This is a genomic window from Actinacidiphila sp. DG2A-62 (genome assembly GCF_035825295.1).
Taxonomy (GTDB): Bacteria; Actinomycetota; Actinomycetes; order Streptomycetales; family Streptomycetaceae; genus Actinacidiphila.
The window spans coordinates 902470-928769 of the sequence record NZ_JAYMGI010000002.1; the positions used below are offsets into that span (position 1 = coordinate 902470).

Below are 26300 nucleotides of genomic sequence, written 5' to 3' on the forward strand. Positions count from 1 at the left end.
GTGGCCGGTGGCGCGCGAGGCGCAGGCGTGCGGCGGAAGGGCGGGGAAAACGCCCGGCATGGACGCTGAAGAGCAGGAGCCGCGCCCGGAGCGCGGGACGGGGCGGGAGGGCGGACCGGGGCCCGCGCGGCCGGCGGTGCTGGCCGGCGTGCTGATCGTGGCGCTGGGCGTCGTGGCGGCCGTGGTGCTGACCGGGAACACCGGCGGCCACTCCGACCACGGGCCCGCGGCCGGGCTGTCCGGCCTGTCGGCGCGTGGCGCGTCGCCCTTCCGGGCCGGCGACGCCGGGACCGTCGTCCTCGACGGGGTGTCGGGCAGCGTGCAGGTGACGGCCGATCCCGACGCGGACACGGTGAGCGGCAGCTTCCACCGCCAGGACGGCACCTCGGCGCCGCTCCAGGGCACGATGAGCACCGCGGGCGACGGCGCCGGGCCGGGCGGCCGCACCCTCACCGTCCGCTGCCTGGACGACGACGGCCCCGCGCCCTGCGCCGGGACCCTGCGACTGACCGTGCCCGAGCACACCGCGCTGCGGATGCGCCAGACGTCGGGGTCGACCGTCATCGACGGGCTCGGCGGCGATCTCGACCTGGACGCCGCGTCCCTCCAGCTCACCGTGCGCGGCCTGCGCTCCCCGCACGCCGACGTGAACGTGGTGTCCGGCAGCGCCGACCTCGGCTTCGCGGACGCCCCGGCCGACCTCGACCTGCACGCCTCCTCGGCCTCCGTCGCGGTCCGGCTCCCGCAGGTCGACGGCGGCTACGCGGTGACGACCGCGGCGGCCTCCGCGAACGTCCGGGTGGGGGTCCCGCGCGCCTCGGGGGCCGCCCACCGGGTCGCCCTGACCGTGACCTCCGGCTCCCTGTCGGTCCAGAACGCCTGCGCCGGCGGGCGGCGATGAATCCACCGGGAAAAGCGGGGAACGCGCACGTCATGACCGATCACGACGACGACGTCAAGACGCCCCACGCCCCCGGCTCCCAGCCGAGCACCCGCCCGGACTCCGACGAGCCGCAGACGATCACCGCCCCCACGCCCCCCGTGGCGTGGACCACGGGTCCGCCGAAGGAAGGCGACGTGACCGACGAGGAGCACCCGCCGAAGCACGCCGGAAAGCACGCCGGAACCGGCGACGACGACGCGGCGACCGGCGACTGACCCCGTCCGACGCGGCGACCGGCGGCCCGGCGACCGGCGCCTGACCGGCCACGGCCGCCGGGCCGGTGTCCGGTGCTCCCTCGCCTGCGTGCGCTGGGGCGGGCGGACGCCCCAGCGCCGTTGCCGCTACTCCCGCAGGTACGTCTCGCTGAAGCTGGTGCCGCTGGAGCCGAGCGCGCTGGTCCGGGCCTCGTAGGCGCCGTTCGACGGGTCGAGCGCGACCGGGTTGAAGGAGCCGAGCGAACTCCCGTTGACCGTGGCCGAGGTGAAGGTGAGGGTGCCGAAGTTCGGGTAGGCCCCGGTCGGCGACTCGATGATGACCTCGGCGCTGGTCCGCTGGGCGGACAGGGACTTGGACGTGGTGTAGGTCCAGCCGCGCGTGGAGTCGGTCAGCTTCAGGGTGTACTTGCTGCTTCCCGCGTAGGTCACCGAGGCGGTGATGTGGTCGCCGGCCGACACCGGGTACGAGGTGCGGCTGAGGTAGACCGGGTTCGCGGGGTACATCTCGTACCAGGCCTGGTGCACCGGGCTGCCGCTGGAGCAGTCGGTCGCCACCCCGGTCTGCTCCACCGTGGACGAGCCGTATCCGTCGATGCCGACCCAGGGGGCGTAGAGGTCGTCGGTGGAGTTGCAGGTCGCGTTGGCCTCGGTCCAGGCAGCCGAGACCGAGGTGAAGCCGCTGCCCTGGGCCGCGTACCCGCCCCAGTTGTAGCCGTTGATGTTGTAGTGCAGGGGGCGGAAGGACAGCCCCGTCGCGGCCGCCGCGCTGGCCGGCACGGCGGGCGCGGCGAGGGTGGCCGCCGCGACCGCGACGGTGGCGACGCGGGACAGGAATCTGCGCATGCTGGCTCCTTCGTGGGGACGATCAGGATGCTCGAAGCGCCAACCCCTGAGCCGTGTGGGGGATTTGGGGCGGCAGTACAGAATCACCGACCGCCATGCACCTGTCAATATGCTCTCGGCACGGGGTGCCGCGGCGCCGTCCGGGCCCGCGCAGGCAGGCCCCGCACCGACAGACCCCGCGCTCAGAGGAAGGCCCGGGCTTTCGCCCGGGCCTTCCTCGTCCGTTCCGGCGTCACACGCTGGTGAGCGCCTGCGCGGAGAGCTGTTTGACGAGGGTGTCGGTCCACCGCATCTGACGCAGCGTCTGGGGGTGGCAGTCCGCGGCCAGTTCGAGCAGGCGGCGGTCCCTGGACGCCTGGGCCGCCTGCGCGAGCATCTCCCAGTACAGCGAGTTCCCGGCGGCGGACAGGTGGAGTTCGCGCAGGTCGTGCAGGAGGAGCAGGGCCGGCTCCGGTCGTCTGCCGACGGCCTCGCCGGCTTTCTCCCGCAGCGTGGCGACCAGGCCGGGCGGCCGGCTGCGCGGTCCTGACAGGTCGAGGCCGTAGTGGCCGGCGATGTCGGCGAGGCGCCGGGTGTGCTCCTGCGACCAGCGGGCGAGGTCGGTGGCGATGTGGCGCACCTCGTGCTCGGCGCCGTGGCGTTCGGCGACGCGCAGCAGGTCGTCCGCCAGGGAGCGTTCGCCGTGGTGGAGGGCGCGCAGTGTCAGTTCGAGGCCTTTCACGACCGTCCTCCTCGCTCGCCGGGGACACTGCTGTGCGCGTGCGCCCGGGGGCCTCCGGCGGTCGCCGGGACGCCCCGCGCGCGCACGGGGGCCGAGGCCGTGGTCGTCGGCGCGGGCGCGGGGCGCCCGTCACCGCGTTCCAGCAGGCGGACGCCGGCCGTGCCCGTCTTGAAGATCGGCTGTTTGGAGACGGGGTCCCAGTCCGTGATCGTGGTCTCGTTGGCGGCGCGGGGCCCGGCGGGGTCCGCCGCTCCGCCGGACCGGTCCCAGTAGCCGTAGTGGAACGGCAGGAACAGGACGCCGGGCCGCACCGCGCTGATCCTCAGCCGGGCGCGGACGGCGCCGCGCGGGCTGCCGACCTCCAGCAGATCGCCCTCGGCGAGGTCGAGCGCCGCCGCGTCCTCCTCGCTCATCTCGACCCACACCTCGGGAGCGGCGGCGTCGAGCTGGGGCGCGCGGCCGGTCTTGGTCCGGGTGTGGAAGTGGTACAGCGTGCGACCGGTGGTGAGCCAGAAGGGGTGGTCGCGCGACGGCGTCTCGTGCGGCGGGCTGTACGCGGCGGCCCGCAGCATCGCCTTGCCGTCGGGGTTGAGCGAGCGGTACTCCACCTCGCTGATCTCCGCCCCGGTCACCAGGTCCTTGCCGAACGACTCGCAGGCGTCCGGGTGCGCCCACCGGACCCCGTCGGCGTAGAGCCGCTCGGTCCCCTCGGGGTGCTGCTCGTCGCACGGCCACTGGATGCCGCTGGGCGCCGCCCGCAGCCGTTCGTGCGACAGGCCGGTGTAGTCGCAGGGGCGCCCGGCGCTGCACCGCTTCCACGCCTCGAACGCCGAGGACGGGTCGTGCCAGCCCACCAGCGGCCCGCCGTCCTTGTCCCGGAAGTCCATCCGGCGGGCGTAGTCCAGGAAGATGTCCAGGTCGGGGCGGGCCCGGCCGGGCGGCTCGACGGCCTTGTCCGACAGGTGCACGGTGCGGTCGGCGTTGGTGAAACAGCCGGTCTTCTCCCCCAGGTGGCCGCGGGCAGCACCACGTCGGCGAACTGCGCGGTCTCGGTCACGAAGAGGTCCTGGACGACGGTGAACAGCCCCGGCCTGCCGAGGACCGAGCGGATCCGGTCCAGTTCGGGCAGCGAGACCGCGGGGTTGGTGCCGCTGATCCACAGCATCTTGACGCTGCCCTGCTCGGCGTAGCGGAAGATCTGCATCGCGTGGGTGGGCGGCGCGTAGTGCGGAATGGTCAGCGGGTCGACGTTCCAGACCCGGGCGAGGTCCGCCACGTGTTCGTCGTTCTCCCAGTTGCGGAAGCCGGGGAGGTCGCCGTCGGCGCCGCACTCGCGGGTGTTCTGCGCGGTGGGCTGCCCGTTCATCTGCAGCACGCCGCAGCCGGGCCGCCCGAGCATGCCGCGCAGCACGTGCAGGTTGTCGACCTGCACGGCCGCGGCGGTGGCCTGGTGCGACTGGTAGAAGCCCTGCAGCACCGTGGACAGGAGCCTGCGGGCGCCGCTCAGCAGCTCCGCCGCCTCCTCGATCCGGGCGGCCGGCACGTCGCAGACGTCCGCGGCCCACGCCGGGGTGCACGCGTCCACCTCTTTCGCCAGCTCCTCGTACCCGACGGCGTGCGCGGCGACGTACTCCTCGTCGATGGCGCCGGTGCGGATCACCTCGTGCAGCAGGGCGTTCATCAGCGCCACGTTGGTGCCCGGCCGCGGCGCCAGGTGCACGGCCGCGTGGGCGGCGACCACCGTGCGCCGCGGGTCGACCGCCAGCAGCCGCGGCGGGTCGGCGCCCTCCAGCCGGTCCAGCATCCGCATCCACAGCACCGGCTGGGTCTCGGCGACGTTGTGCCCGAAGAGCGCGATCACGTCGGCGTGGTCGACGTCCTCGTAGGAGCCCGGCTGGCCGTCGCAGCCGAAGCTCTGCTTGAGCGCCTCGTCGGCGGTCGCCGTGCACAGCCGGGTGTTGCCGTCGAGGTGGTTGGTGCCGATCCCGGCGCGGGCGAGCACCGCGAGGGTGTAGTACTCCTCCAGGAAGAGCTGGCCGGTGGTGTAGAAGCCGATCGACCCGGGCCCCGACGCGGCGAGCAGCTCCTTGGAGCGGGCCACGATCCGGTTCATCGCGGTGTCCCAGTCCGACTCCACCAGCCGGTCGCCCTCCCGTACCAGCGGCCGCGTCAGCCGGTCGGCCGCGTGGTTCGCCTGCCAGCCGAAGAGGTCCTTCGGGCCGAGGCGGCCGCGGTTGACCCGGTCCTCGGCGCGGCCCCGCACCCCCACGATCCGGCCCTCGGCCACCGCGATGTCCATCGCGTCACCGTTGGAGTGCAGCAGCGACGCCGACCGCACCCACGACCGGACCTGCGAGGCGTCCACCCCCTCGGCCAGGTAGCTGTCCACCCGCTCGGGCCATCGCCCGCCCGCCGCGTAGGGGGTGCGCTCACCCCACGGCCGCGCGATCCGATCCGTCGTCGACTCCATCAGTCCGCTGCCTCTCGCCTGAGCTTTGGTCCACGGGTACCCGCACAGGGCGACACATGCCCCGGGGGCGACGGTCTTTCCGCGGGCGCGACCGCTCCCGGCGTGCGGGCCCGGCGGACAATCGGCGGGATGCCCGGCGGGCGGTCGCGCGTGCGTCGCGCGGGCCGGCGCACCGGTCGTCGCGAGGGCCGGAGGGCGGGCCGGCGCGGAGCCGGCGCGCGGTGGGCGATCACGCCCGTGCTCGTACGATGGTGTGATGCGTGAGGCTGACGCGACGACGCCGCAGGGGCCGACGGCGCACGTGTCCGTACTGCGGCTGCTCGCGGCCGGCCTGGAGGGGCTGGCCGGCGCGGGGCCGGGCGGGGCGAGTCCGGTCGGGGCGAGACCGGTCGGCGCGGGGCCCGGCAAGCCGGCGGAGCTGGCGCGTCCGGAGGAGCTGAACCGTCCGGAGGAGCTGGACCGTCCCGTTGACGGCGCCGCGCCGGACCGCCCGGCCGACGCCGCGGGGCGCCTGCCGGCCGACGACACGGTCCGTGTCCCCACCGCCTCCCTGAGCAGACTGTGGTCGCTCGGGCTGGTCGCGACCGACGACCCCTGCCTGGGAGTGAAGGCCGCCGGGCGGTGGCGCCTGGGCCGGCTCCAGCTGATGGACTACCTGGTCGCCAACGCTCCCACGCTCGCCGAGGCGCTCAGGGTGATGGAGCGGTACGCGGCCCTGCTGAACACCGCCCCCAACGAGATCCGGCTGACCGGCGGCGCGGGGAGCCCGGGGACCGTCACCTACCAGATCCGCTCGGGCGACCCCGAGGTCGACGCGGTGGCCAGCCAGTACGCGCTCGCGGCGGCGCTGTTCCGCGCGCGGTACGTCGCCGGGCGGGAGATCCGCCCGTTGCACGTCGGGCTGACCTCCGCCGCTCCGCCGCGGCACCGGGAGCTGGCCGACCGCTTCGGCGCGCGCCGGATCGACTTCGGCGCCGAGACCACCACCATGACCCTCGCGTCCGCCGACCTGTCGCTGCCGCTGCCGGATGCCGACCCCCGGCTCGGCGCCGTCCTGCGGCAGCACGCGGCCGAGGTGATCGCGGCGCAGGCGTCCGCGCCGGCCGGGGCGGTCCCCTCGCCCTTCACGGACCGGCTCCGGCGGGTGATCGCCGCGCATCTGGCCGACGGCGGCCTGTCGCTGCCGGAGGTGGCCGGGGCGCTGGCGCTGAGCCCGCGCAGCCTGCAGCGCCGGCTGGCCGGGGAGGGCACGACCTGGAGCGATCTGGTCGACGAGGTGCGCCGCGAGCGCGCCGCGGCGCTGCTGGCCCGGGGGCTGAGCCGGACGGCGGTCGCGGCGCGGCTGGGCTTCGCCGACGCGCGGGCACTGCGCGGCGCGCTGCACCGCTGGCGCGCCGGCCCCGGGCTGTGAGGTCCCCGCACACCCGTGAGAGCGGCACGTCGCCGCCACAGGTGCGGGTGGCGCGTCACCACCGCTGAGGGTGGCGCGCCGCCGCCCGTGAGATTGGCGCGCCGGAGCCGCCTCGTGGCGCGCCGGAGCCTCCGGGCGGGCGGGTCGGGCTCGCGATGATCGAACGCAGATCACCGCGAGCGAAAGGCACGCACATGACAGTCGCCGATCAGGAGATCGTCGAGCGGTTCCCGGTGGGTTACCACCCGCTGCACCCGAACGTCTCGCTCAACTTCCAGCTCAACCGGTTCTACGGCTGGGCGAACGAGGAGCGGATGCTGGAGGAGATGCGGGCCGCGGGACGGCGCATCCACAGCTACTCCGACTGGACGCGGGAGATACTGGCGCTCAGCGACGAGGCGCTGGCCGCCGAACGCCACCTGCCGGCCGCGTACTACGCCCGCGCGGCGCAGTTCTTCCTCGACCCGGACGACCCGCGGTTCGAGCCCGCCGGGCAGCGCTTCCTCACCCACGCCGAGGCCGGGAACCGGGTCACCGCGGCCGACCGCCACCTCGTCCCGTACGGGGCGGCGCGGCTGACCGCCTACCGCTTCACCCCGCGGCGGCCGCGCGGCGCGATCGTCGTCTTCGGCGGCTACGACAGCTACATCGCGGAATGGCTCCCGGCGGCGCTCGCCCTGCGCGACGCCGGGCTGGACACCGTCGTCTTCGACGGCCCCGGCCAGGGCACGGTGCTGGAGGCGGGCACCCCGATGACCCCCGAGTGGCACCTGCCGGTGGCCGCCGTCCTGGACCACTTCGGCCTGTCCGACGTGACGTTGGCGGGCTTCTCCCTCGGCGGCGGCCTGGTCATGCACGCGGCGGCGTACGAGCCCCGGGTCAGCCGGGTCATCGCCTGGGACATCCTCCCCTCCCTCCTCGAAGCGTCCGGCAAGCTCTTCCAGTCCATCGGTCTGGGCGCGATCACGGCGAACCTCGACACCCTCCCCGCGACGGTGTTCGACGCGGCCGTCGAGGAGGCGTGCGCGAACGACCTGCTGACGCAGTGGTTCGTCCGGCAGGGCAAGCGCGTGATGGGCGCGGCGACGCCGGCCGAGCTGTTCAGGGCCTGGCGCGCGTACCGCACCGACGAGGTGTCGCCCCTCGTCACCCAGGACGTCCTGCTGCTGGCGGGCGCCGCGGACCACTACGTGCCGCTGCACATGCTCGGCGACCAGGTGCTGACGCTGCCCGCCGCGCGCTCGGTCACCGCGCGGATCTTCACGGAGACCGAACAGGCCCAGAACCACTGCCAGATCGGCAACCAGGGCCTGGCGCTCCAGGTCATCCTCGACTGGCTCGACACGTCCGGCGGCCGCACGCCCGCCCCCGCCGCCCGCTGATCCGCGGGGCGGCGCGGAACCGGCCCCGGTGGCTCCCCCGGCCGAAGCGTCCGGGCTTCGGCTTCGGCGGCCCCGGGGACGGTCAGGGAGCAGCCCGCGGCGCTTGCGCCGGGACACCGCATGAGCTCCGACGGCCCCGGGAGCGGTCAGGAACGACGACGCCGACGTGCGCCCCACGACCGGACGGGGTGACGCTCCAGCAGCGCCGCGACGATGATCCCCGCACCCCCGGCCACCCCCACACCGCCGACGACGCGGTACGCCCAGTCGCCGTTCAGCACCGCCCACACCGACCACAGCAGGCTGAGGCCGAACCTCACATGCCCGACAGCCCTGCGCCACCGCGGAACCGGCTCCGCCACGACCGTCCCCCTCCCCGGCCTCCGGGGCGCCTCCGGCAGCTCGCCGGCACCCGGGTGCACCGCCTAGTGCGCCAACACCACAGCGAGCCAGCACAAGCAGAGCCCCGCGGCGGTGAGGCCCGCGCGCGCCGCCCGGGACGGCACGCCGCGTCGCAGCGTGCGCGACGCCAGCGCGCAGCCGCCCAGCATGAGCACGCTGACGGCCAGAGTCCGACTCTCCGTCATGACGCCTTCCCCCCTCGACGCACCGCCCGCCGCGGCCGGCCCGGTCGTCCCCGGCCCGGTTCCCTCCCCGCTCGCGTGTGGCGCACCCGGAGTGTCTCATCGCCCACCCGCCGGCGGACGCGCGAGTCCAGCGCGGCCCCGGCGGTGCGCTGCCCACCATCGCCCGCCGACGCGAGCCGCGCCGCGCCGCCGCCGCGTCCCGCCACACCCGCCCCAGGAGTTGACTGCGCAGCACCAAAGCGACCAGGATCGACCGCGCGAGAGTGACAACGTTGTCGCACGGAAGGATCGCCATGAGAACGTTGAAACGCGTGCTGGCCGCCCTGACGCTGGCCACCGCGGTGACCGTGACCTCCGCCGCGGCCGGGGGTGTCGCCGACGCGGCCGAGCGAGGGCCGGCGTTCGCGAAGGACCCGACCACGCTGGTCGACACCTCGATCGGCAACAACGGCGACGGGACCACCTTCCCCGGCGCCGCGGTCCCGTTCGGCATGGTGCAGTTGAGCCCCGACACCCAGCTGAACCAGTACGCCTCCTACGACTACGCCCAGCACAGCATCCTCGGCTACAGCATGACCCACCTGTCGGGCGTCGGCTGCCAGACGATGGGCAACTTCCGCTTCATGCCCACCACCGGCGCCGTCACGTCGTCGGACCCTGCGCGCTACGCCGCGCAGTTCAGCCACGACCACGAGACCCGCGCGCCGGGCTACTACGGCGTGACCTTCGACAACGGCATCCACAGCGAGCTGACCGCGACCGAGCGCACCGGCCAGCAGCGCTACACCTATCCCGCCGGGTCGGGCGCCGAGAACGTGCTCATCGAGGTCGGCCAGAGCAACGGCAGCACCTACGCGGGCGACGTCCACGTGGTCGGCGACGACACCGTGGAGGGGTGGCTCCAGGGCGGCGACTTCTGCGGCGAGACCGGCAAGGAGCGCTACCGGATCTTCTTCAGCGCGAGATTCGACCGCCCCTTCGCGAGCTTCGGCACCTGGACCGACGACACCCTCACCGCGCACAAGAGGGACGCCTCCCGCGGCAGTTCGCGGGCCGGCGCGTGGGTCACCTTCGACCCGGCCAAGGGCGGCCGGGTCGGGGCGTCGGTGGGCCTGTCGTACACCTCGATCGACGGCGCGCGGCTGAACCGCGGGGCCGAGCAGCCCGCGTCCTTCGACAAGGCCCGCGACGCCGCGCACCGTTCGTGGCAGGACGAGCTGGGCCGCATGCGGGTGGCCGGCGGCAGCACCGCCGACCAGCGCACGTACTACACCGCGCTCTACCACTCGCTGCTGGACCCGGCGATCGGCTCCGACGTCGACCACCGCTACCGCGGCTTCGACGACGCCGTGCACCGGGCGACGTCGACGTACTACCAGATGTTCTCGCTGTGGGACACCTACCGCTCGCAGAACCAGCTGGTGGCCCTGCTGGAGCCCGGCCGGGCCGCCGACATGGCCAGGTCCGTGCTGCACATCTACCAGGACGGCGGATGGCTGCCGCGCTGGGCACTGGCGAACAGCGAGACCAACGTCATGAGCGGCGACCCGGTCACGCCGTGGATCGTCGACATCTACAACCGCGGCCTGCTCGACCGGACCACCGCCGACCAGCTCTTCGACGCGCTGTGGAAGAACGTCAACGAGGTCCCCGCCGACCAGTCGATCTTCCGCGGCCGCGACGGCAACCCGTCGTACGTGCGCAACGGCTGGGTCGCCTACCAAAACCTGCCGGGTTACACCTACGGCGACAGCCGTCAGGCGGGCTCGGCCACTCTTGAGTACGCGCTCGCCGACTGCGCGCTGTCCACGATGGCCAAGCGGCTCGGCCACCGGGACCAGGCCGCGACGCTGGCCTCGCGCTGCGACAACTTCACCAAGCTGTGGGAAACCGGCGTGACTTCGCACGGCTTCACCGGCTTTCCGGTCGCCAGGAACGCCGACGGCTCGGTGGCCGGCGACCCGGACCCGACCCAGACCGCGCCGTTCCACGAGGGCACCGCGTGGCAGTACCAGTGGCTCGCCCAGCAGGACCCGCAGACCCTGTTCGGGCTGATGGGCGGCCGGGCGCAGGCCGAGCAGCGGCTCGACACGTTCTTCGACCTGCCGACCGTGCTCACCGACCCGGCGAAGGCGGCGTCCGACTCGTGGGTGACCGGCGCCTACGACTACCACAACAACTTCGCCTTCAACCCGAACAACGAGCCGGACTTCAGCGCGCCGTGGATGTACGCGTGGACGGGCGCGCCGTGGAAGACCTCGGCGGTGCTGCGCGCGCTGCGGACGCTCTTCACCGACGATCCTTACGGCATGCCCGGCAACGACGACCTCGGGGCGACCTCGTCGCTGCTCGTCTTCGCCATGGCCGGCGTCTTCGAGCCGCAGCCCGGCTCGGCGGCCTACGTGATCAGCGCGCCCATGTTCGACAAGGTCGAGATCAGACCGGCGCACGGGCGGACGATCAGGATCGAGGCCCCGGGCGCCGACGCGTCGAAGCTGCAGTACGTGTCCTCGGTGCGCACGAACAGGGGCGCGCTGGACCGCAGTTGGCTCTCCCACGCGGATCTGCTGCGCTCCGGCACGATCCAGGTGGGCCTGTCCGACCGGCCCTCTAACTGGGGCGTCGACGCCGCCCCGCCCGCCCTGGCCCAGGACTGAGTCCCGTGGTGCGGTCCCTCGCGCGGGGGCCGCACCACGCGCCTCGACGCCGGGCCGGCGGCAGGACAGCGGCGGATCAGCGACAGATCAGCGGCGGGCCCAGTGCTGGCCCCACGTCCCGGTGCAGGTGTAGAGCTTGACCGCCGCGCCGTCCGCGGAGTTCGCCTGCCACAGGTCGACGCACTTGCCGGACTGCTCGGCGTGGATCAGGCCGTCGCTGCCGAGGGTGAACTGCTGGGCGGGGTTGCCGCTGCAGTACGCGATCTGGACCACCGTGCCGTCGGTGGTGGCGCCCCAAGCCGCGTCCATGCACAGGCCCTTGGTGCGGATCGTGCCGTCGGAGGCGAACGTCCACTGCTGGTTGACGTTGCCGTTGCAGGACCACAGCTCCAGCGGGGTGCCGTCCGAACCCGCCGAACCGCTCAGGCACTTGCCGGACCGCGGGTTGTAGATCGTGCTGCCCGCGGGCGGCTTGGGCGCGGCGGGCGCCTTCTGCGTCGGCGCCTTGGTGGTGGTGGCGCTGCGCGGCTTCGAGGTGGTCGTGGTCGTCGTGCGGTGGGTGGTGGTCGTGCGGGTGCTGGTGCCGCCGCCACTTGCGGAGCCGCCGGTGCCGCCCGCGCCGCTGGAGCCGCCGCTGCCTCCGGTGCCTCCGGCGCCGCCGCCGGAGACGTGCTCGGGCGGCGCGGTGGGCGCGTGGGTGCGGGCGGCCGGATGCGCGGTGGTCGCGGACGGCGTGGGCGTCGTCGTGGTGGCGCTCGCGGCGGCCGTGGTGGCGGGGAGGGTCGCGGACGGTACGGCCGCGGTCCGCGCGGCGTCGGCGACCGTGTCGGCCGCGGGTCCGCCCTTGGCGCCGGAGCCGGCGGTGAGCAGCGAGACGAGCAGCACGACGGCGCCGACCACGGCGGCCGCGCCGGTCACGGTCGCCCAGACGCGGACCCCGGGCAGCAGTCCGCGGGGCGGGTCGCCGGGGTTGCGGGCGAAGGTGTCGGAGAAGCGGCTCGGGCGGTCGGGGCCGGTCACGGGTGACTCCGGGGGTCTGAGGGGCGGGGGTGCGGGTGGGGTGCGGGTCGGCGGTCGGGTCGGGGCGGCGGTCTCACAGGTGCCTCACAGGTGCGCCGCCACCTGCTGCGGCAGGTCCTCGGTCTGCAGGCGCACCAGGTCCTCCGCGGTGGGGTCGGCGAGTTCAGCCACCCGCTGGGCCTGCCGCGCGGTCATCTCCTGGAAGACCTGGCGGGCCGAGCGGCCGTTGCCGAAGCCGCGGCCGCGCGGCAACCGGCCGAAGAAGGCGGCGAGTTCGGTGCGCGCCTGCTCGGTCAGCTCGTAGCAGTGCTCGGCCGCCTGGTGCTCGACGATCGAGACCAGTTCCGCGTCGTCGTAGTCGGTGAAGGTCAGGGTGTGGCTGAACCGGGAGGCCAGGCCGGGGTTGGAGGCGATGAAGCGGCCCATCTCGTGGGGGTAGCCGGCGGCGATCACCACGATGTCGTCCCGGTGGTCCTCCATCAGCTTGACCAGGGTGGCGACGGCCTCGGTGCCGAAGTCGTTGCCCATGTGCGCGGGGGCGAGGGCGTACGCCTCGTCGATGAACAGCACACCGCCCAGCGCCTGGGTGAAGGCGGCGGTGGTGCGCGGCCCGGTGTGGCCGACGTACTCGCCGACCAGGGCGCTGCGGTCGACCTCGACCAGGTGGCCGCGGCGCAGCAGGCCGAGCGCCTTGAGCAGGCGGCCGTAGAGCCGGGCGATGGTGGTCTTGCCGGTGCCGGGGTTGCCGGCGAAGACCAGGTGGCGGCCGAGCGGCGGCGCGGGCAGCCCGGCCTCCTCCCGCCGCCGGACCGTCTGCATCAGCTTGACCAGGGCGCCGACATCGCGCTTGACGCTCTCCAGGCCGACCAGCGCGTCGAGTTCGGCGAGCAGGTCGTCCAGGTCCTCCTCGACGGGCTCGGCGGGTCCGACGGCCGATTCGCCGGCCGGGTCCCCGGCCGGCGCGGCGGGCGCGCCGCCGTACGGCACGGGCTCGGCGGACGGCGCGGGTCCGCCGGGGCCTGTCGGGCCGCCGGGGGCGCCCGGTCCGAGCGGGTGGCCGGGTCCCGCGGGGCCCACCGGGCCGCCCGGCGCCCCAGGCCCACCGGGCCGTACGGGTCCGCCCGGTCCCCCGGGGGCGCCAGGGCCGCCGGGGCCCACGGGCCCGCCCGGTCCCGTGGGGCCGCCGGACGCGGCGGCCGTGTGCGGCATGCTCGGCCGCCGCACGCCGTATGAGAAGCAGCCGTCGAAGGCCGGCCGCGCGCCGTCCTCCAGGCGGAGGTCCTCGGCGCAGTCGCGGACCCGGCAGCGGCGGAAGTGCGGCGCGGCGTCGCGCGCGACGTGCAGGGCGGGGAAGCCGGAGCCGGCCACCTCGCAGGAGGCGAACACGCCGCCGGCGCCCTCGGCGAGGTAGATGCCGGTCTTGGCGCAGCCGTCGACCAGCAGCCCGGTGACGTCGGGGGCGGCGCCGGTCCACACCACCACGCCTGAGCCGGCGCTGGCCTCGACCGAGCCGCCGCGCACCCGGGCCGTGCCGCCGGTGTCGACGACGATGCCGGCCGCGCCGGGCCCGGCGACCCTGACCTGCTCCAGGGCCGCGGCGCCGCCGCCGGCGATCCGCACGCCGATGGTCCCGGCGCGCAGCACCGCGCAGTGGTCGAGCACGGTGGGCGTCTGCGACTCCGCGTGGACGCCGGTCCCGGCTCCGGCGACCCGGCAGCCGCCGGCGGTGACGGCGGCCCGGTCGGCGGCGTGCAGGCCGGACATCGCGGCGCCGTCCACGGCGCAGTCGGCGAGTTCGACGCGGGCCGAGCCCACCGCGTGGACGCCGTGCTCGGGGCTGTCGCCGATCCGGCACTCGCGCAGCCGCACGGTGGCCTCGTCGGCGGCGTGCACGGCGCTGAACGCGGCGCCGGAGACCCGGCAGTCGACGAGTTCGGCGACGGCGGCGCCGAGCACCAGCAGGCCGTTGGCGCGCGATCCGGTGACCGCGCAGCCGGTGGCGGTCAGCCGCGCGCCGTCCTGGACCAGCAGGCCGCTGGTGGCGGCGCCGGTGATCCGGCAGTCGGCGAGTTCGGCGCGGGCCGAGCCGGTGAGCCGGACGCCGACCGCGCCGGGCGCCTCGATCCGCAGGCCGGAGGCGACGACCCGGCCGCCGTCGTCGGCGAGCAGGGCGCTGCCGCCGGTGTCCCGCACGGTGCAGTCGGTGAGCGCGAGGCCGGCGCGGTGGCGGACCCGGATGCCGGAGCCGGTGGCGCCGAGCAGCCGCAGCCGGTCGGCGGCGAACCGGGCGGCGCCGGTGAGCAGGATGCCGATGCCGTCGGCGGCCTCGACGCGGGTGTCCTCGGCGCGGCCCCTCGCGGTGCCGGACAGGTGGAGGGCGGCGCCGCCGGTGGCGGTGACGCGGCAGCGCTGGAGGAGCAGCGCGGGGTGCGCCGGGCCGTCCATGGCGTCCGGGTCGTCCCGGCCCGCGGGACCGGCCGGGCCGCCGCCCGGCTCGTGGAGACGGCGCAGACCGCCGAGGCCGCTCCCCCGGTCGAGGCCGTCGCGACCGCGCGGGCCGCCCGAGCCCGCGCCGCCGGAGCCGCCGAAACCGTCCTCGCCGCCGAAACCGCCCGCGCCGCCGGCGTCGCCCGCGCCGCCGCCGTCCTCGGTCCCGAAGGGGTCCCCGCCGCCGACGCCGTAGTCCGGATCGGCCTGCGGGCTGCCCGGGTGCGCGTCGCCGCGTCCCGCGCCCTTCGCCTCGATGCCGCCGCCGGAGACCGCGCAGTCGTGCAGCGCGAGCGCCGACCCGTCCAGGACCAGCACGGCCGGGGTGTACGAGCCGGCCGCGTCGCCGCCGCGCACCGCGAACCCGTGCACCGCACAGGTGCGGGCGGTGACCGTGAGCGCGGGCGTCTCCTCGTCGTCGGAGAGCAGCACCACGCTGCCGGGCCCGTGCTCGGTCATCAGCGTCAGCGACCGGTCGACGGTGAGGTTCTCGCGGTACTCGCCGGGCGCGACGAGCACGGTGTCGCCGGCCCGGGCGGCGCGCACCGCGGCGGTCAGCGTGCGGTGGGCGCCGCGGCCCTTGGGCGCGACGGTGTGGACGCGGTCGGTCACGTCTGCGGCGTCCCTTCGCCGTCGGGGCCCGGCCGCGGCGCGGGCTGCGGGGTGGGTACTGGCGCCGGTTCCGGTACGGGGGCGGGCTCCGGCACGTACCACGACGGGTGCAGGTCGGCGCGGAACAGGTTGGTCAGCGCCCAGGTCGTCATCTTCTCCGGCAGCTTGAAGGCGAACTGCGCGACGAAGTCGCCGAAGCCCTGCCGGTGCCACAGCCGCGCGCCAAGACCGTTGAGCACCAGGTTCTTGCCGAGTCCCGTGGTGACCGTGCCGGTCAGCGAGGAGGCCGCGCTGATCAGTCCGTCGAGCGCGGCCGCGCCGCCGGACAGCGTCACGGAGTGGCCGTCGGCGTCGGTGACCCCGAACACGGCGGCGTTCATGCTGCCGTTGACCCAGCCGCTGAGGACGCTGACGCCGCCGCTGTAGGCGAAGTCGTAGGTGCCGCCGCGCCAGCGGATCGGCGTCTCGTTGCCGGCCCACTCGTTGGACCAGTGCTTGTCGTGGTTGAACGGGTGCCGGTTCCAGCCCTTGCCGCCGTCGACGTTGGCCAGGCCCATCCGCCAGTCGCCGCTGTGCCGGAGCATGTCCAGGCGGTTGTCGTGGACGAGGGTGCCGACCGCGGTCTTCAGCCCGGAGCTGACCGAGGCGTTGGCGAACGCCTTGAGGGCGTCCTTGCCGGTGAACGGCTTGTTCTGGATGTCGGCGACGATCGCGTTGATCGCGAGGTTCGCGGTGAACTCCAGGATGAACTCCTGGAAGAACTCGATGGCGGCCTTCTCCGCGATGAGCTTCCACTGCGGCTGGTACAGCGCCTCGCCCAGGCGCGGCGCGTCGAAGCCGGCGAAGTCCCACTGGAGCCGGTTGGCCTCGCGGATGCGCCGGCCCAGCCGCGCAGCTCGGTGAACGCGCCGCGGAAGTCGACCTCGCGGCCGGTGAGGTGGAACCGGCCGAAGGCGTCGGACTCCCAGACGAAGCCGCCCGCGGTGCGCTGGGCGATGACGTGCCCCGCGGCGTCGTAGTGCCGCCACTGGCCGAGCCAGCTGTCCTTCTCCAGGAAGCCGCCGCCGGGCAGTGCCGTGCGCTCCCTGACCACCGCGCCGTGGTCGAACTCCTTCCAGGTGCCGGCTGGCGGGGCCTGGTCGCCGCCGCCGAGGAACTCCCTGACCCGGCCGTTGACCGCGGTCGCGGGCACCTCGCGGACGACGACGGGGGCCGCGCCGTGCGCCACGACGGTGTCCTGGAAGCGGGTGGCGCCGTCGACCCAGGTGTTCGACCAGCCGCCGCGCCCGTCGCCCAGGGAGGGGTCCCACCACTGCCGTACGTGCGCGCCGTCGCCGTAGTCCACCGGCCGTCCGGCCCGGTCGAACTTCTGCCACTGCCAGCTGTGCGCGCCGGTCGCCGGGTCGGTGACCCGCCAGGAGTCGACGTAGTGGCTGTCCAGGACGGTGCGCACCCGCACCGCCTGGTCGCCGGCCGGGCCGCGCTCGAAGTGCACGAAGGAGTCGTCGTACGGGGTGGGGCCGTTGTAGCCGCGGCCGTACCTCACCGGTCCGGTGGCGGGCGCGCCGGCGCCGTCGCCGCGGTCGGTCCAGAACCACGAGCGGGTGTCGGCGCGGCCGTCGTAACCGGTGAAGTTCCAGCGGGTGTTGCCGCTGGGGACGCTCATCTCGACGGTGTGCGGGGCGCCGTCGGCGCCGGGCCATTGGTCGGTGCGGCCGACGATGGCGCCGTGCGGGTCCTTGAGCACCGAGACGTGCGGGTCGGCGAGGCCGCCGGTCACCTTGAACTCGCGGACCGTGCCGTCGGCGTAACCGGCCCGCGCCACCTGCCAGTTCGCCGCCTGGTTCGGGTGGTACCAGTCGTTCGGGCCGGCCGCAGGGTCGAAGCGGTCCTCCCAGATCCGGCCGTCGGGCATGCCGGCGGTGTCGACGCGGTGGCCGGAGGGGTGGCCGGCGCCCTCGGTCCACGGGGTGAAGTGCGGGTCGGCGTGGACGCCGGCGGGCAGCGGCACGGTGTCGCCGACCTTGAGCGTGTTGCCGTTGCCGAGCTTGAACGAGCCGCGCACCAGGGTGCCGTCGGGGGCCAGGTCGAAGAAGCTCTCGTTCATGCCGGTGAAGCGGTAGCCGTGGGTCTGCGCGCCGGTCGCCGTATCCGTCCGCGTCCAGTGCGACATCTGGAAGCGGGTGTCGCCCTTGAGCCAGGCGCGGCCGTCGAAGGCGGCCTCGGGGATGCCCATGCCGATCACCGGGTTGCGGCGCACCCACTGCGGGGGGCGCTGCTCGGACCAGCGGGTGACCTCCAGCAGGCCGCCTCCGCCGGGGAGTTGCTCCAGGGCGCCGGTGGGCTTGCCGTGCGGGGACTGGGAGTTCCACAGGGTGTGTCGGACCGGGCCGCCCGGCGTGGTGACGGTGACCGTGCGCGGGGCGCCGTTCGCGTCGAGGGTGAACTCCTTGTACTGCAAGGCGTTGCCCTGCGGCAGGTGGGCCGGTCCCCACTGGCGCTGGGCGACCGCGCCCGCGCCGTCGTGGCCGAGCCGGTCGGTCCAGCCGCCGTCCCAGTCCCAGGTCCGCGTGCCGGTGGCGTTCGGCACCGGGACGCGGTCGGGCTTGTCGTAGCGCATCCAGCGCCAGATGCCGCCGTCCTTGTAAGCGAAGACGCTGCCGCCCACGCCCTGCCGGAAGTCGTGCACGGTGCGCAGGTGGTGGTCGACGCCCTTCCAGTCCTTGCCGTCCATGGTGCCGTAGTGGCGGGTGCCCCAGTTGACGGTGGCGCCGGTGCCGTCGACCTGGGTCCACCGGGTGCGCTGGCTGCCGTTCCAGCGGACGAAGCCGGTGCTGTCGATGGAGCGCACCGAGTCCAGGGCGCCGCCGCCGGGCAGCGGCCTGCGGTCGAAGATCTCCACGGTGGTGCCGCCGGGCTTGGCGACCAGCCGGACGCGCCCGGCGTCGTCGGCGACGTCGATGGCGCCGGAGTGCAGCAGGTCGCGGCCGGCTCCGGTGACGGCGGCGCCGTTGCCGTCCACCAGCTGCCAGCTGCGCTGCCCCGGCCGCAGGTCGAAGTGCCGGTCGGGGACGGCCCGGCCGTCGCGGGTGACGTTGATCCGCTGCACGGTGAGCCTGCCGTCGGCGCCGAACTGGCGGTACTCCCCCGCCGTCGGGCCGCCGCCGGGGCGGGTGATCCGCCACTCGCCGCCGTGGTGGGTGAGGTCGGCGAGGGGGTTGCCGTGCGCGTCCAGGCCGAGGTGGACGGGGCCGGCGGGGCGGCGCCGGCCGCGGCGGGCGCCGGATGGCGGGTGACGCCGAACTGTCCCAACTGCCGGTCGTCGAAGCCGTGCAGCATCACCGCGTGGTCGCCGAGCGCGCCGGTGGCCGGGTCGAAGGTGCGGTAGTCGCCGCGGGCGGTGTCGGTGACCCGCACGGTGGCCGGGGCGCCGTCGGCGGCCAGGTCGACGCGTACGGCCTGGTGCGGCACCGGGGCCCAGTCGCCGTCGACCAGGGTGCCCGCGTGCGCGCCGGGAGGGGTCTCGGCGTAGCCGAAGAAGTGGCCGTTTTCGTCCAGCAGTTGCCGGCCGTCGCCGATGTGGGTGCGGGTGGCGTCGTAGAGCGTGTACGCGGCGGGGCGGCCGGGGGCGCCGCCGGTCTCGACGCGGATGCCGCCGCCGAGGTGGTCCATCGCGCGGCCGGGCCGCAGGTCGCCGGCGAGCCCCTCGACGTGGCCGGCGCCGATGGCGTCGGCGGGCATCACCGCGAAGCCGTGCACGGTGCCGTCGGCGCCGCGCAGCGGGGCGCCGATGCCGACCGCGGCGCCGGTCGCGGGGTCGTAGCGGACGAACTCGCCGCCGGTGCCGTCCTGGATGACCTTCAGTCCGGTGACCGTGCCGGCGCCGTCGGTCTCGGCGACGACAAAGTGGCCGGGCACCGGCGTGCCGTCCGGGCCGATCCAGCGGGCCGGGGCGCCGTTGCCGGGCGCGGGGAACTCCAGGGCCCCGGTGTCGATGCCGCCGGTGGTGATCCGGTGGCCGTCCCACAGGTGGTCGCCGATCGGGTCGAAGACCTGGTAGCCGGGCGCGGCGCCGGCCGCGCCGGGGTGGTCGACGCGCAGCGAGCCGTCGCCGAGCACGGTGACGGTGTGCGGGGCTGCCGCGCTCTCGCCGGGCAGTTCCAGGTGGGCGTGGACGCCGTCCCGGGTGTAGGCGATGTGGACGGCGCTGCCGCGCGGGACGCCGCCTCCGCCGCCCAGCGGCACGACCTCCACGAGCCGGCCGCCGTCGACGCCGTCGACCGTGATGACCGGCACGTCGGAGGCGCCGCCGGGCAGCCGCGGGCGCTCCTTGAGCGACTGGAGCATCAGGTCGCGCAGCGCGTGGTCCATCGCCACCGGGTTGACGCCGACCTCCCGCAACTGCCGTACCGCGTCGGCGAACGTCTGCCGGGCCTCGCCCAGGCGCACCTGAGCGTGCTCCAGGGGACTGACGCCGTGGGAGGGACCGCCGGGGAAGGAGGCGAGGTAGTCGACGTGCTGCTCGGCCTGTCGCAGGTCGTGCGCGGCGAGCTGGAAGCGGCCCCACGCCTCCGTCCGGGGCGCCCGCATCGGGTCGTCGGCGGCGCCGAACAGCGCGGCCCTGCTCTCGCTGTCGGCGTGCCATGCCTGGTCCAGCTCGCCGCCGGTCAGCCGCGGCGGCCGCGTGCGCGGCGGCTGCGCCGCGGGCAGGGCCTGCGCGGCGGCGACGTGGGCGGGCTCGACGTTCGCGGCCTCGACGTTCGCGGCCTCGACGTGGGCGGGCCGCACGGCGGCGGGCTGTCCGTGCGCGCCGTCGACGTGCGCGGGCGGCACGGTGGCCGGGTCGACGCGCGTGGGCTGTCCGTGGGCCGGGTCGAGGTGCGCCGGGTCGACGTGGGCCGGATCGACGCGCGGCGGCTCGCTGTGTGCGGGCGTGGCGTGGACGGGTGTGGCGTGGACGGGTGTGGCGTGCACGGGTGTGGCGTGCACGGCCTGCGGAGTGGGCGCGGCGTGCACCGGCACGGGCGTCGGCGCCGCCTGGAAGCCGGACCCGCCGAAGTGTCCCAGGCCGCCGTGGTCCAGCAGGTCCATGGCCGCGCCCAGGCGCTGCGCGGGCGGCAGGTCGAGGCCGCCGGGCGCGGTGAAGGCGGCCGGCGCCTTGCCCTTGCCGCCGAGGCCGGCGACCGGCTCGGCCGGCTGCGGCAGGTCGGTGCCGGCGTGGGTGCCGTAGTGCGCGGTGGCCACCGGCGGGACGCTCGCCCCGGGCGTGGGCGCCGTGGCGGCGGCGACCGTGTGCGGCGTCACGTCGTGCGTCGGCGCGACCGGCGTCGTGTTCACGTTCACGTCCACGGAGTGCGGGGGCGCGGTCGTCGCGCGGACGTCGACGGTGTGGACGCTCGCCGCGTTCACGGTCGTCGTGTGCACGTCCACGGAGCGCACGTCCACGCCGTGCACGTCCGCCGCGTTGACACTCGTCGTGTGCACGTCGACCGTGTGGACGTCCGCCGCGCTCACGGTCGTCGTGTGCACGTCCACGGCGTGGATGTCCGCCGTGTGCGGCGCGGCCGGGGGCGGGGCGGCGGTGACCGGCGTGGTGGTCGCGTCCACGGTGTGGACGACGGACGGCGGCGGGGTCGCCGTGATCGTCGCGGGGGTGACGTCGGCCGTGTGGGCGAGGACCGGCGTCGGCGTGATGTCGGCGATGGCGTGGCCGGCGCCGGCCGTGGCGGCCGGACCGAGGTCGGCGGCCACGTGGTGCGCGATGGTGGCGGTGATGTGACTGTCGGACAGGCCGCCCAGGTGCGGGGTCGGCACGGTCGCGGTGGTGACCTCCAGGTGCGAGATCGGCGAGATGTGGACCGTGGCGCCCGCGTCGACGCCGACGTGCACGGCGGGCGGCGTGGTGGTGGCGATGTGCGCGGCGTCCGGGACGGGGATCGCGGCGTGCACCGCGGCGGGCGGCAGCACCAGGTCGGTGGCCTGGTGGATCACGGCGGGCGGCGCGATGCTCGCGGTCAGCTGGTGGATCGTCGGGTTCGGGATGCCGCTGACGCCGGCGTGTTCCGCGCCCACCGCGATGTGCACGGGCGGCGGGGTGAACAGGCCCGCGACCGGCTCGGGCAGCTTGCTGAACGCGGGCGCGGCGTCGACGGTGACGCCGTCCGCGCCGTGCGTGATGGTGGCCCAGTCGCCGATGGTGACCGAGGACAGTTTGCCGACCGGGATGTCCAGCAGCGCGTCCATCCGCAGGCTCGCCTGGTGGGAGAAGGTCAGCGGCGCGCCGAAGTCGGTGCCGATGGTGAGCGCGGGCGGGTTGGGCACCAGCAGACCCGGCGCGGTGAAGCCGGCGGCGCCGGGCGCGTGCGGCAGCGGCATCGGTCCGAGCGCGTTGGTCCACTGGTCGACCTGGATGCGGGTGGCGGCCAGGTCGTGGGTCGGGATGTCGACCAGCGGGTTGACGTTGTGCACCGTCGCCGGGGTCGGGATGTGGCTGACCCCGCTGCCGACGGCCTGCACGGTCGGCCGTACGGTGGCCGGGGGCACCGCGCCGAACCGGAACTTGCCGAAGACGCCGCGGTCGATCACTGCGATCTTGGTGGCGCCGAAGACGCCGAACTCGCCGATCTCGTCGCCCTCGGCGGGCAGGAAGATCCGCAGCCACTTGGCGCCGCCGAACTCCGCCTTGGCCCAACTGGCGGAGTTGACGCCGAACTTGGCCACCGCCGGGCCGATGCCCTTGACGAGTCCGGGGATGCCGGTGATGCCCTTGATGACGAACAGCGCGCCGGACTTGACGATGGTCGCGCCGAGTTGGCCCAGGCCCTTGCCGACGCCCATCACCCACAGGCCGCCGGCCTTGGTCCAACTGCCGGTGGCCAGCGCGAGGTCGTGCAGCGACGGCAGCGCGACGAACGGCTTGGCGATGCCGCGCAGCATGTCCTTGAACAGGTCGAGGGAGGCGATCGAGGCGGCCTTGATGCCGTTCTTGAGGAGGTTGGCGCCCTTGGTCAGCAGGGAGAGGATCGGCAGCGCCCGGGTGCTCGGAGCGATCAGGCCGAGCGCGGACAGGAACAGGTCGAGGATGCCGGCCTTGCCCTCGGCGAAGTCCACCGCGGTCTTGATGAACAGCGTGAGGTTGACCGCGATCGCCAGCAGCGCCACCGGGCCGCCGAAGATCAGTGCGGGGATCACCAGGGCGATGGCGATCCACTGGAAGATCTCCCAGAACTCCGCGCACGGCGACACCGGGGACTTGATGTGCCCGGAGGACTTGCGCAGCGTGGAGGTCGCGGTCTTCGCCGCCTCCGACTGGGCGCTGCCGGCCGCCTTGGCGTTGGCGGCCAGGGTGTCGCGGTCGGGGTCGTCCTGGGACAGGCCTCTGCCCTGGTCCAGCGCGGCGTCGGCCTTGCTCTGCGCGTCGGACATGGCGTCGGCGTAGGTGCTCAGGGCGCCGCTGGACCACTCGAAGGCGTCCGCGATGCTCTGCACGAAGCCGCGCAGCCGGCCGCTGATCTGGTTGCGCAGCTCCTCCGCGGTCTGTCCGACGAAGGTCTCGGGGCCGGTCTTGTTCAGCACCGTCTCCATCGCCGTGTCGATCTTCCTGGCGGTCTTGCCCAGGGAGCCGATGGACTCGGCGACGGTACGGATGCGTGCCGGGTCGCCTGGCGTGGGGTCGCCGTGCAGACCGAGGGCGTCCCAGTCCGTCGGGCGTGACATCCGGGCCTCCTGGTGCCGCCGAGTGGTGCCGAGTGGTGCCGAGTGGTGCCGAGTGGTGCCGAAGCGCGTCCGCCTTGACCACGTACGGGAGCGCGCCGCGGTTCAGTCCCGCCCCGGTTCTCTTTCCGCCCGCCCCGCCCGCCGCGGGAGTCCGGTCGAACGCCCCGGCGCGGGCCCGGGATCGGCGGCGACACAGGCCCCGGGGGCGGCGGCGCGGGCGGGCTCCGAGGGCGGCGGCGCGGGCGGGGTGAACCGTCCGGGGCGCTGGGACGTGAAGGGAGGGGGCCGCACGGCCCGCCCCGGGGCACGCCCCGGCCCGCAGCGGACCGCCGCGCGCACCGAGCCGGCAGCCAAGGAGGACGGACAGTGGTCGACTTCGCCCTCGACTACGGGGTCCTGCACTCGGCCCGCAAGGACCTGCACGACCTCGCCGACGAGATCGGCCCCACCCTCAAGAGCAGCGACTACGCCACCCTCGGCGAGGACAGCTCGGGCGTGGCCGGCGACGTGTTCGGCAACGCGGAGCTGGCCGCCGCCTTCAGCACGCTGTACTACCGCTCCAAGCACCCGATGGAGAAGGCCGAGGACGACCTGCGCAAGCTCGGCGACACCTTCGGCGCGGTCGCCGACGGCTTCTTCAACATCGACGCGCAGATCGCCGAGGGCGCGGGCGTGATGGGCCAGAACCTGGGCCTGGACGACTGGCGCGGCAAGCACGACGCGTGGCTCGGCCACGACAAGTGGGTGGCCGACAACAAGCTCTGGCAGCAGTACCTGGCCAACAAGGGCGCGTGCGACGTGGACGACATCTCCACGCTGCCGGACTTCTGCAAGGCCACCGACCCCGGCCCCGAGCCCACCGATCCCGGCCCGCCGCCCACCGACCAGGTGATCCACACCCCGGACGGCGGCACCGTGCACACCACGCTGACGCTGGACGACAAGTACAACGTGACCACCGAGAAGACCACCGTCACCACCGGCGGCGGCCAGACGTACACCTCCACCACCGCGTACAAGCCCGACGGCCGCTCGTACGTCACCGACACCACCTACGCCGACAACAGCAGCAGCCACGCCGACGTGACGATCAACGCGGACGGCACCGGCACGATGACCGTGACCGACGGCGACGGCAAGGTGAGCACCTACTCCCGCAGCGGCCCCGGCGCCAAGTGGGACCAGACCTCCGGCGAGGGCATGGACGACGACTGACCGACGCCGCCCCCCGCGCTCCGCGCTCGCCCTGCCGCCGGCGCGCTCCCCCGCTTCCCTCCGCTGTCACCCTTCCGACCGACGATCCCTGGAGCCTTCCGCCATGCCCAACATCTCCCTCGACTACGAGCAGATCGACACCGTCTCCGGCAAGCTGGACGCCGCCAACGAGAACATCGTCCCGATGCTGAACCAGCTGCTGACCGACGTGAACGGGCTGCTGGACAACGGCCTGGTCTTCGAGCAGTCCAGCCCGGCGCTGCGCGAGTCCTACCAGAAGTTCAACACCGCGCTGCTGCAGGCGGTCCAGGGCATCAAGGACTTCGCCTCGCAGTTCCGCGGCATCAAGGACTCGATGTCGCAGAACGACGCGGACATGGCGCAGAAGATCCGCGACGCCGCGAACAAGGGCTGACCCCGCGCGGTCCGCTCCGCCCGGCCCGGCCCGGAGCCGGTCCGCCCGGTCCGGCTCCGCCCGCTCCACCGACGCCGCGCCGCCCCTTTCTGCCAGGGGGCGGCGCGGTCGGCGTTGCGCGGGAAAGCCTTCAGCCGGACGCTGCGCGACGCCTCTCCTGCTCGGACGAGTCTTGCTCGGGCGAGCAAACGCGCGTACCGTCTTGCTCATGCAAGCAAGAGATAGCGCGGTCAAGCAGACGGGCGGGCGGGGGCAGCGCGGCACCTTCACCGAGGCAGGGCGCCGCGCGCAGATCGTCGCCGCCGCCATCGAGGTCATCGCCGAACTCGGCTACCACCGCGCCTCGTTCGCGCGGATCGCCGATCGGGCGGGGCTGAGCAGCACGGGGCTGATCTCCTACCACTTCAACGGCCGCGGCGATCTGATGCGCGAGGTCGTGAGCGAGGTGATCAAGCTGGCCGACGGCTATATGCGCCCCCGTATCGAGGCGCAGACGAGTTACGCCGCCCGGCTGCGGGCGTTCATCGAGGGCAACCTCGACCTGTGCGCCGACCACCCGCAGGAGCTGGCCGCGCTGGTCGAGGTGATCGCGAACTCGCGCGGCGAGGACCCGGGGATGGTCGCCTTCCTCGACGTCACCGAGGGCACGCTCGCGATCCAGGTGGAGCAGCTCCGCAAGGCCCAGGCCGCGGGCGAGTTCGGCGCGTTCGAGCCGTGGACGATGATCCGCGCGATCCGCGCCGCCATCGACGACGTGGTGCGGCGCGCCGTGCGGAACCCCGCACTCGACGTGCGGGCCGCCGGCCGCGAGCTGGCGGACCTCTTCGACCGTGCGACCAGGAGGACGGCATGACAGCGGCGCGGACGCAACGGGAAACGGCTCCGGCACCGGCACCGGCCGGCGATGCCGGCACCGCCACCGGGCCCTGTGCGACCGGCACGGCGGGTGACGAGCAGGCCGCCGCGGCCGAGCGCCGCCGGCGGACGACCGCCCTGCGCCGACGGCTGGTGGGCCAACTGGTCTTCGAGCTCGTCCTGCCGCTCGGCTCCTACTACGCGCTGCGCGGGATCGGGGCCGGCCAGTGGCTGTCGATGATCGTCGGCAGCGTGCTGCTCCTGCCCTGGATCGGCTGGGGCCTGGTGCGGCAGCGGCGGCTGGAGACGATGGCGGTGTTCACCCTGAGCATCGTGGTGGCCGGCAGTCTGATCTCGCTGCTGACGGGCAGCCCGCGGGTGCTGATGATCCGCGACAGCTGGCTGACCGGCGCGATCGCCGTATGGGTCCTCGGCACCCTGTTCACCCGCCGCCCCTTCATGATGACGGCCTCGCGCGGCATCGTCATCGCCAAGGTCGGCGAGGAGGGGCTGGCCGCGTGGGAGGCCCGCTGGGACGTCGAGCCCCTCTTCCGCCACCACCTGCGCTTCATCACGGCCGTCTGGGGCGCCGGCTTCCTGCTGGACGCCCTCGCCCGCATCGCCCTCGCCTACACCATCCCGGTGGACGCCTTCCCCCTGACCAGCACCCTCCTGTGGCTGGCGATCCTCGGCTGCCTGATCGTGTTCCACAACGTCTACATCACCAGGAACGGCCTCAAGCTCTGAGCGC

At 74.6% G+C, this 26300-nt stretch carries 17 protein-coding genes and 1 pseudogene; 9 read left to right on the plus strand and 9 right to left on the minus strand.

Features of this window, described 5'->3' with window-relative positions; translation table 11 throughout:
* The first annotated feature begins 58 nt into the window (after positions 1-58).
* Both VSR01_RS04330 and VSR01_RS04335 read left to right on the plus strand, forming a co-directional pair.
* Entirely contained in the window at positions 59-901 is an 843-nt protein-coding gene (locus VSR01_RS04330) for a hypothetical protein (protein ID WP_326447956.1), read from the plus strand.
* A gap of 32 nt (positions 902-933) precedes the next feature.
* Positions 934-1158, plus strand: coding sequence for a hypothetical protein (locus VSR01_RS04335; protein ID WP_326447957.1), 225 nt, complete (start codon positions 934-936; stop codon positions 1156-1158).
* A gap of 126 nt (positions 1159-1284) precedes the next feature.
* Here the strand turns inward: VSR01_RS04335 and VSR01_RS04340 are convergent, their stop codons facing one another.
* The 3 genes and pseudogenes from VSR01_RS04340 to VSR01_RS04350 form a co-directional block, all read right to left on the minus strand.
* Positions 1285-2001 (minus strand): G1 family glutamic endopeptidase, encoded by a 717-nt coding sequence (locus tag VSR01_RS04340; protein ID WP_326447958.1) that lies wholly within the window; start codon positions 1999-2001, stop codon positions 1285-1287.
* 232 nt (positions 2002-2233) lie between these two features.
* Positions 2234-2722 (minus strand): hypothetical protein, encoded by a 489-nt coding sequence (locus VSR01_RS04345; RefSeq protein WP_326447959.1) that lies wholly within the window; start codon positions 2720-2722, stop codon positions 2234-2236.
* Positions 2719-5192 (minus strand): annotated as a pseudogene (locus tag VSR01_RS04350) (molybdopterin oxidoreductase family protein). Before VSR01_RS04350 ends, VSR01_RS04345 begins: the two are co-directional and overlap by 4 nt.
* Before the next feature lie 256 nt (positions 5193-5448).
* On the opposite strand from VSR01_RS04350, the gene VSR01_RS04355 reads away from it, so the two are divergent.
* Together VSR01_RS04355 and VSR01_RS04360 are read left to right on the plus strand one after the other, a co-directional pair.
* Positions 5449-6603 (plus strand): AraC family transcriptional regulator ligand-binding domain-containing protein, encoded by a 1155-nt coding sequence (locus VSR01_RS04355; RefSeq protein WP_326447960.1) that lies wholly within the window; start codon positions 5449-5451, stop codon positions 6601-6603.
* A 194-nt stretch (positions 6604-6797) separates the two neighbouring features.
* Positions 6798-7985 carry an alpha/beta hydrolase gene (locus VSR01_RS04360; RefSeq protein WP_326447961.1) on the plus strand — a complete coding sequence of 396 codons (1188 nt, stop codon included), beginning with the start codon at positions 6798-6800 and terminating at the stop codon, positions 7983-7985.
* A 146-nt stretch (positions 7986-8131) separates the two neighbouring features.
* On the opposite strand, the gene VSR01_RS04365 is transcribed toward VSR01_RS04360, so the two are convergent.
* Both VSR01_RS04365 and VSR01_RS04370 read right to left on the minus strand, forming a co-directional pair.
* Complete coding sequence (locus VSR01_RS04365) at positions 8132-8305, minus strand: hypothetical protein (protein ID WP_326447962.1); 174 nt, start codon at positions 8303-8305, stop codon at positions 8132-8134.
* Between the two features lie 105 nt (positions 8306-8410).
* Positions 8411-8572: a hypothetical protein gene (locus VSR01_RS04370; RefSeq protein WP_326447963.1), complete on the minus strand. Its 162-nt coding sequence runs from the start codon at positions 8570-8572 to the stop codon at positions 8411-8413.
* 293 nt (positions 8573-8865) lie between these two features.
* Here VSR01_RS04370 and VSR01_RS04375 point away from each other — a divergent pair, with 293 nt between their 5' ends.
* Entirely contained in the window at positions 8866-11229 is a 2364-nt protein-coding gene (locus tag VSR01_RS04375) for a GH92 family glycosyl hydrolase (RefSeq protein WP_326447964.1), read from the plus strand.
* Between the two features lie 87 nt (positions 11230-11316).
* Here the strand turns inward: VSR01_RS04375 and VSR01_RS04380 are convergent, their stop codons facing one another.
* The 4 genes from VSR01_RS04380 to VSR01_RS04395 all read right to left on the minus strand — a co-directional run bounded on the left by VSR01_RS04380 (position 11317) and on the right by VSR01_RS04395 (position 23064).
* On the minus strand, positions 11317-12249 hold the full coding sequence (locus VSR01_RS04380; protein WP_326447965.1) for an RICIN domain-containing protein: 933 nt from the start codon (positions 12247-12249) through the stop codon (positions 11317-11319).
* Between the two features lie 84 nt (positions 12250-12333).
* Entirely contained in the window at positions 12334-15348 is a 3015-nt protein-coding gene (locus tag VSR01_RS04385; protein ID WP_326447966.1) for a right-handed parallel beta-helix repeat-containing protein, read from the minus strand.
* Positions 15345-15932: a hypothetical protein gene (locus VSR01_RS04390; protein ID WP_326447967.1), complete on the minus strand. Its 588-nt coding sequence runs from the start codon at positions 15930-15932 to the stop codon at positions 15345-15347. Before VSR01_RS04390 ends, VSR01_RS04385 begins: the two co-directional genes overlap by 4 nt.
* Before the next feature lie 1657 nt (positions 15933-17589).
* Positions 17590-23064 carry a putative T7SS-secreted protein gene (locus tag VSR01_RS04395; protein WP_326447968.1) on the minus strand — a complete coding sequence of 1825 codons (5475 nt, stop codon included), beginning with the start codon at positions 23062-23064 and terminating at the stop codon, positions 17590-17592.
* Positions 23065-23430: 366 nt separating this feature from the next.
* On the opposite strand from VSR01_RS04395, the gene VSR01_RS04400 reads away from it, so the two are divergent.
* From VSR01_RS04400 to VSR01_RS04415, 4 genes are all read left to right on the plus strand, one after another.
* The gene (locus VSR01_RS04400) at positions 23431-24279 is read left to right on the plus strand and encodes a hypothetical protein (protein WP_326447969.1); all 849 of its coding nucleotides are present in this window, start codon (positions 23431-23433) and stop codon (positions 24277-24279) included.
* Between the two features lie 103 nt (positions 24280-24382).
* A complete protein-coding gene (locus VSR01_RS04405) occupies positions 24383-24694 on the plus strand; it encodes a WXG100 family type VII secretion target (protein ID WP_326447970.1) in 312 nt (103 codons plus the stop codon).
* 208 nt (positions 24695-24902) lie between these two features.
* Complete coding sequence (locus VSR01_RS04410) at positions 24903-25547, plus strand: TetR/AcrR family transcriptional regulator (protein ID WP_326447971.1); 645 nt, start codon at positions 24903-24905, stop codon at positions 25545-25547.
* Positions 25544-26296, plus strand: coding sequence for a VC0807 family protein (locus tag VSR01_RS04415; protein WP_326447972.1), 753 nt, complete (start codon positions 25544-25546; stop codon positions 26294-26296). The genes VSR01_RS04410 and VSR01_RS04415 overlap by 4 nt, the downstream gene beginning before the upstream one ends.
* Positions 26297-26300 lie beyond the last annotated feature (4 nt).

Excerpts from the sequence above, each read along its gene's own strand:
- VSR01_RS04375 (WP_326447964.1), top strand. The coding sequence starts at position 8,866 with ATGAGAACGTTGAAACGCGTGCTGGCCGCCCTGACGCTGGCCACCGCG.
- VSR01_RS04410 (WP_326447971.1), top strand. The coding sequence starts at position 24,903 with ATGCAAGCAAGAGATAGCGCGGTCAAGCAGACGGGCGGGCGGGGGCAG.
- VSR01_RS04335 (WP_326447957.1), top strand. The coding sequence starts at position 934 with ATGACCGATCACGACGACGACGTCAAGACGCCCCACGCCCCCGGCTCC.
- VSR01_RS04415 (WP_326447972.1), top strand. The coding sequence starts at position 25,544 with ATGACAGCGGCGCGGACGCAACGGGAAACGGCTCCGGCACCGGCACCG.
- VSR01_RS04360 (WP_326447961.1), top strand. The coding sequence starts at position 6,798 with ATGACAGTCGCCGATCAGGAGATCGTCGAGCGGTTCCCGGTGGGTTAC.
- VSR01_RS04370 (WP_326447963.1), bottom strand. The coding sequence starts at position 8,572 with ATGACGGAGAGTCGGACTCTGGCCGTCAGCGTGCTCATGCTGGGCGGC.
- VSR01_RS04390 (WP_326447967.1), bottom strand. The coding sequence starts at position 15,932 with ATGCTCCGGCACAGCGGCGACTGGCGGATGGGCCTGGCCAACGTCGAC.
- VSR01_RS04355 (WP_326447960.1), top strand. The coding sequence starts at position 5,449 with ATGCGTGAGGCTGACGCGACGACGCCGCAGGGGCCGACGGCGCACGTG.
- VSR01_RS04340 (WP_326447958.1), bottom strand. The coding sequence starts at position 2,001 with ATGCGCAGATTCCTGTCCCGCGTCGCCACCGTCGCGGTCGCGGCGGCC.
- VSR01_RS04405 (WP_326447970.1), top strand. The coding sequence starts at position 24,383 with ATGCCCAACATCTCCCTCGACTACGAGCAGATCGACACCGTCTCCGGC.
- VSR01_RS04330 (WP_326447956.1), top strand. The coding sequence starts at position 59 with ATGGACGCTGAAGAGCAGGAGCCGCGCCCGGAGCGCGGGACGGGGCGG.
- VSR01_RS04395 (WP_326447968.1), bottom strand. The coding sequence starts at position 23,064 with ATGTCACGCCCGACGGACTGGGACGCCCTCGGTCTGCACGGCGACCCC.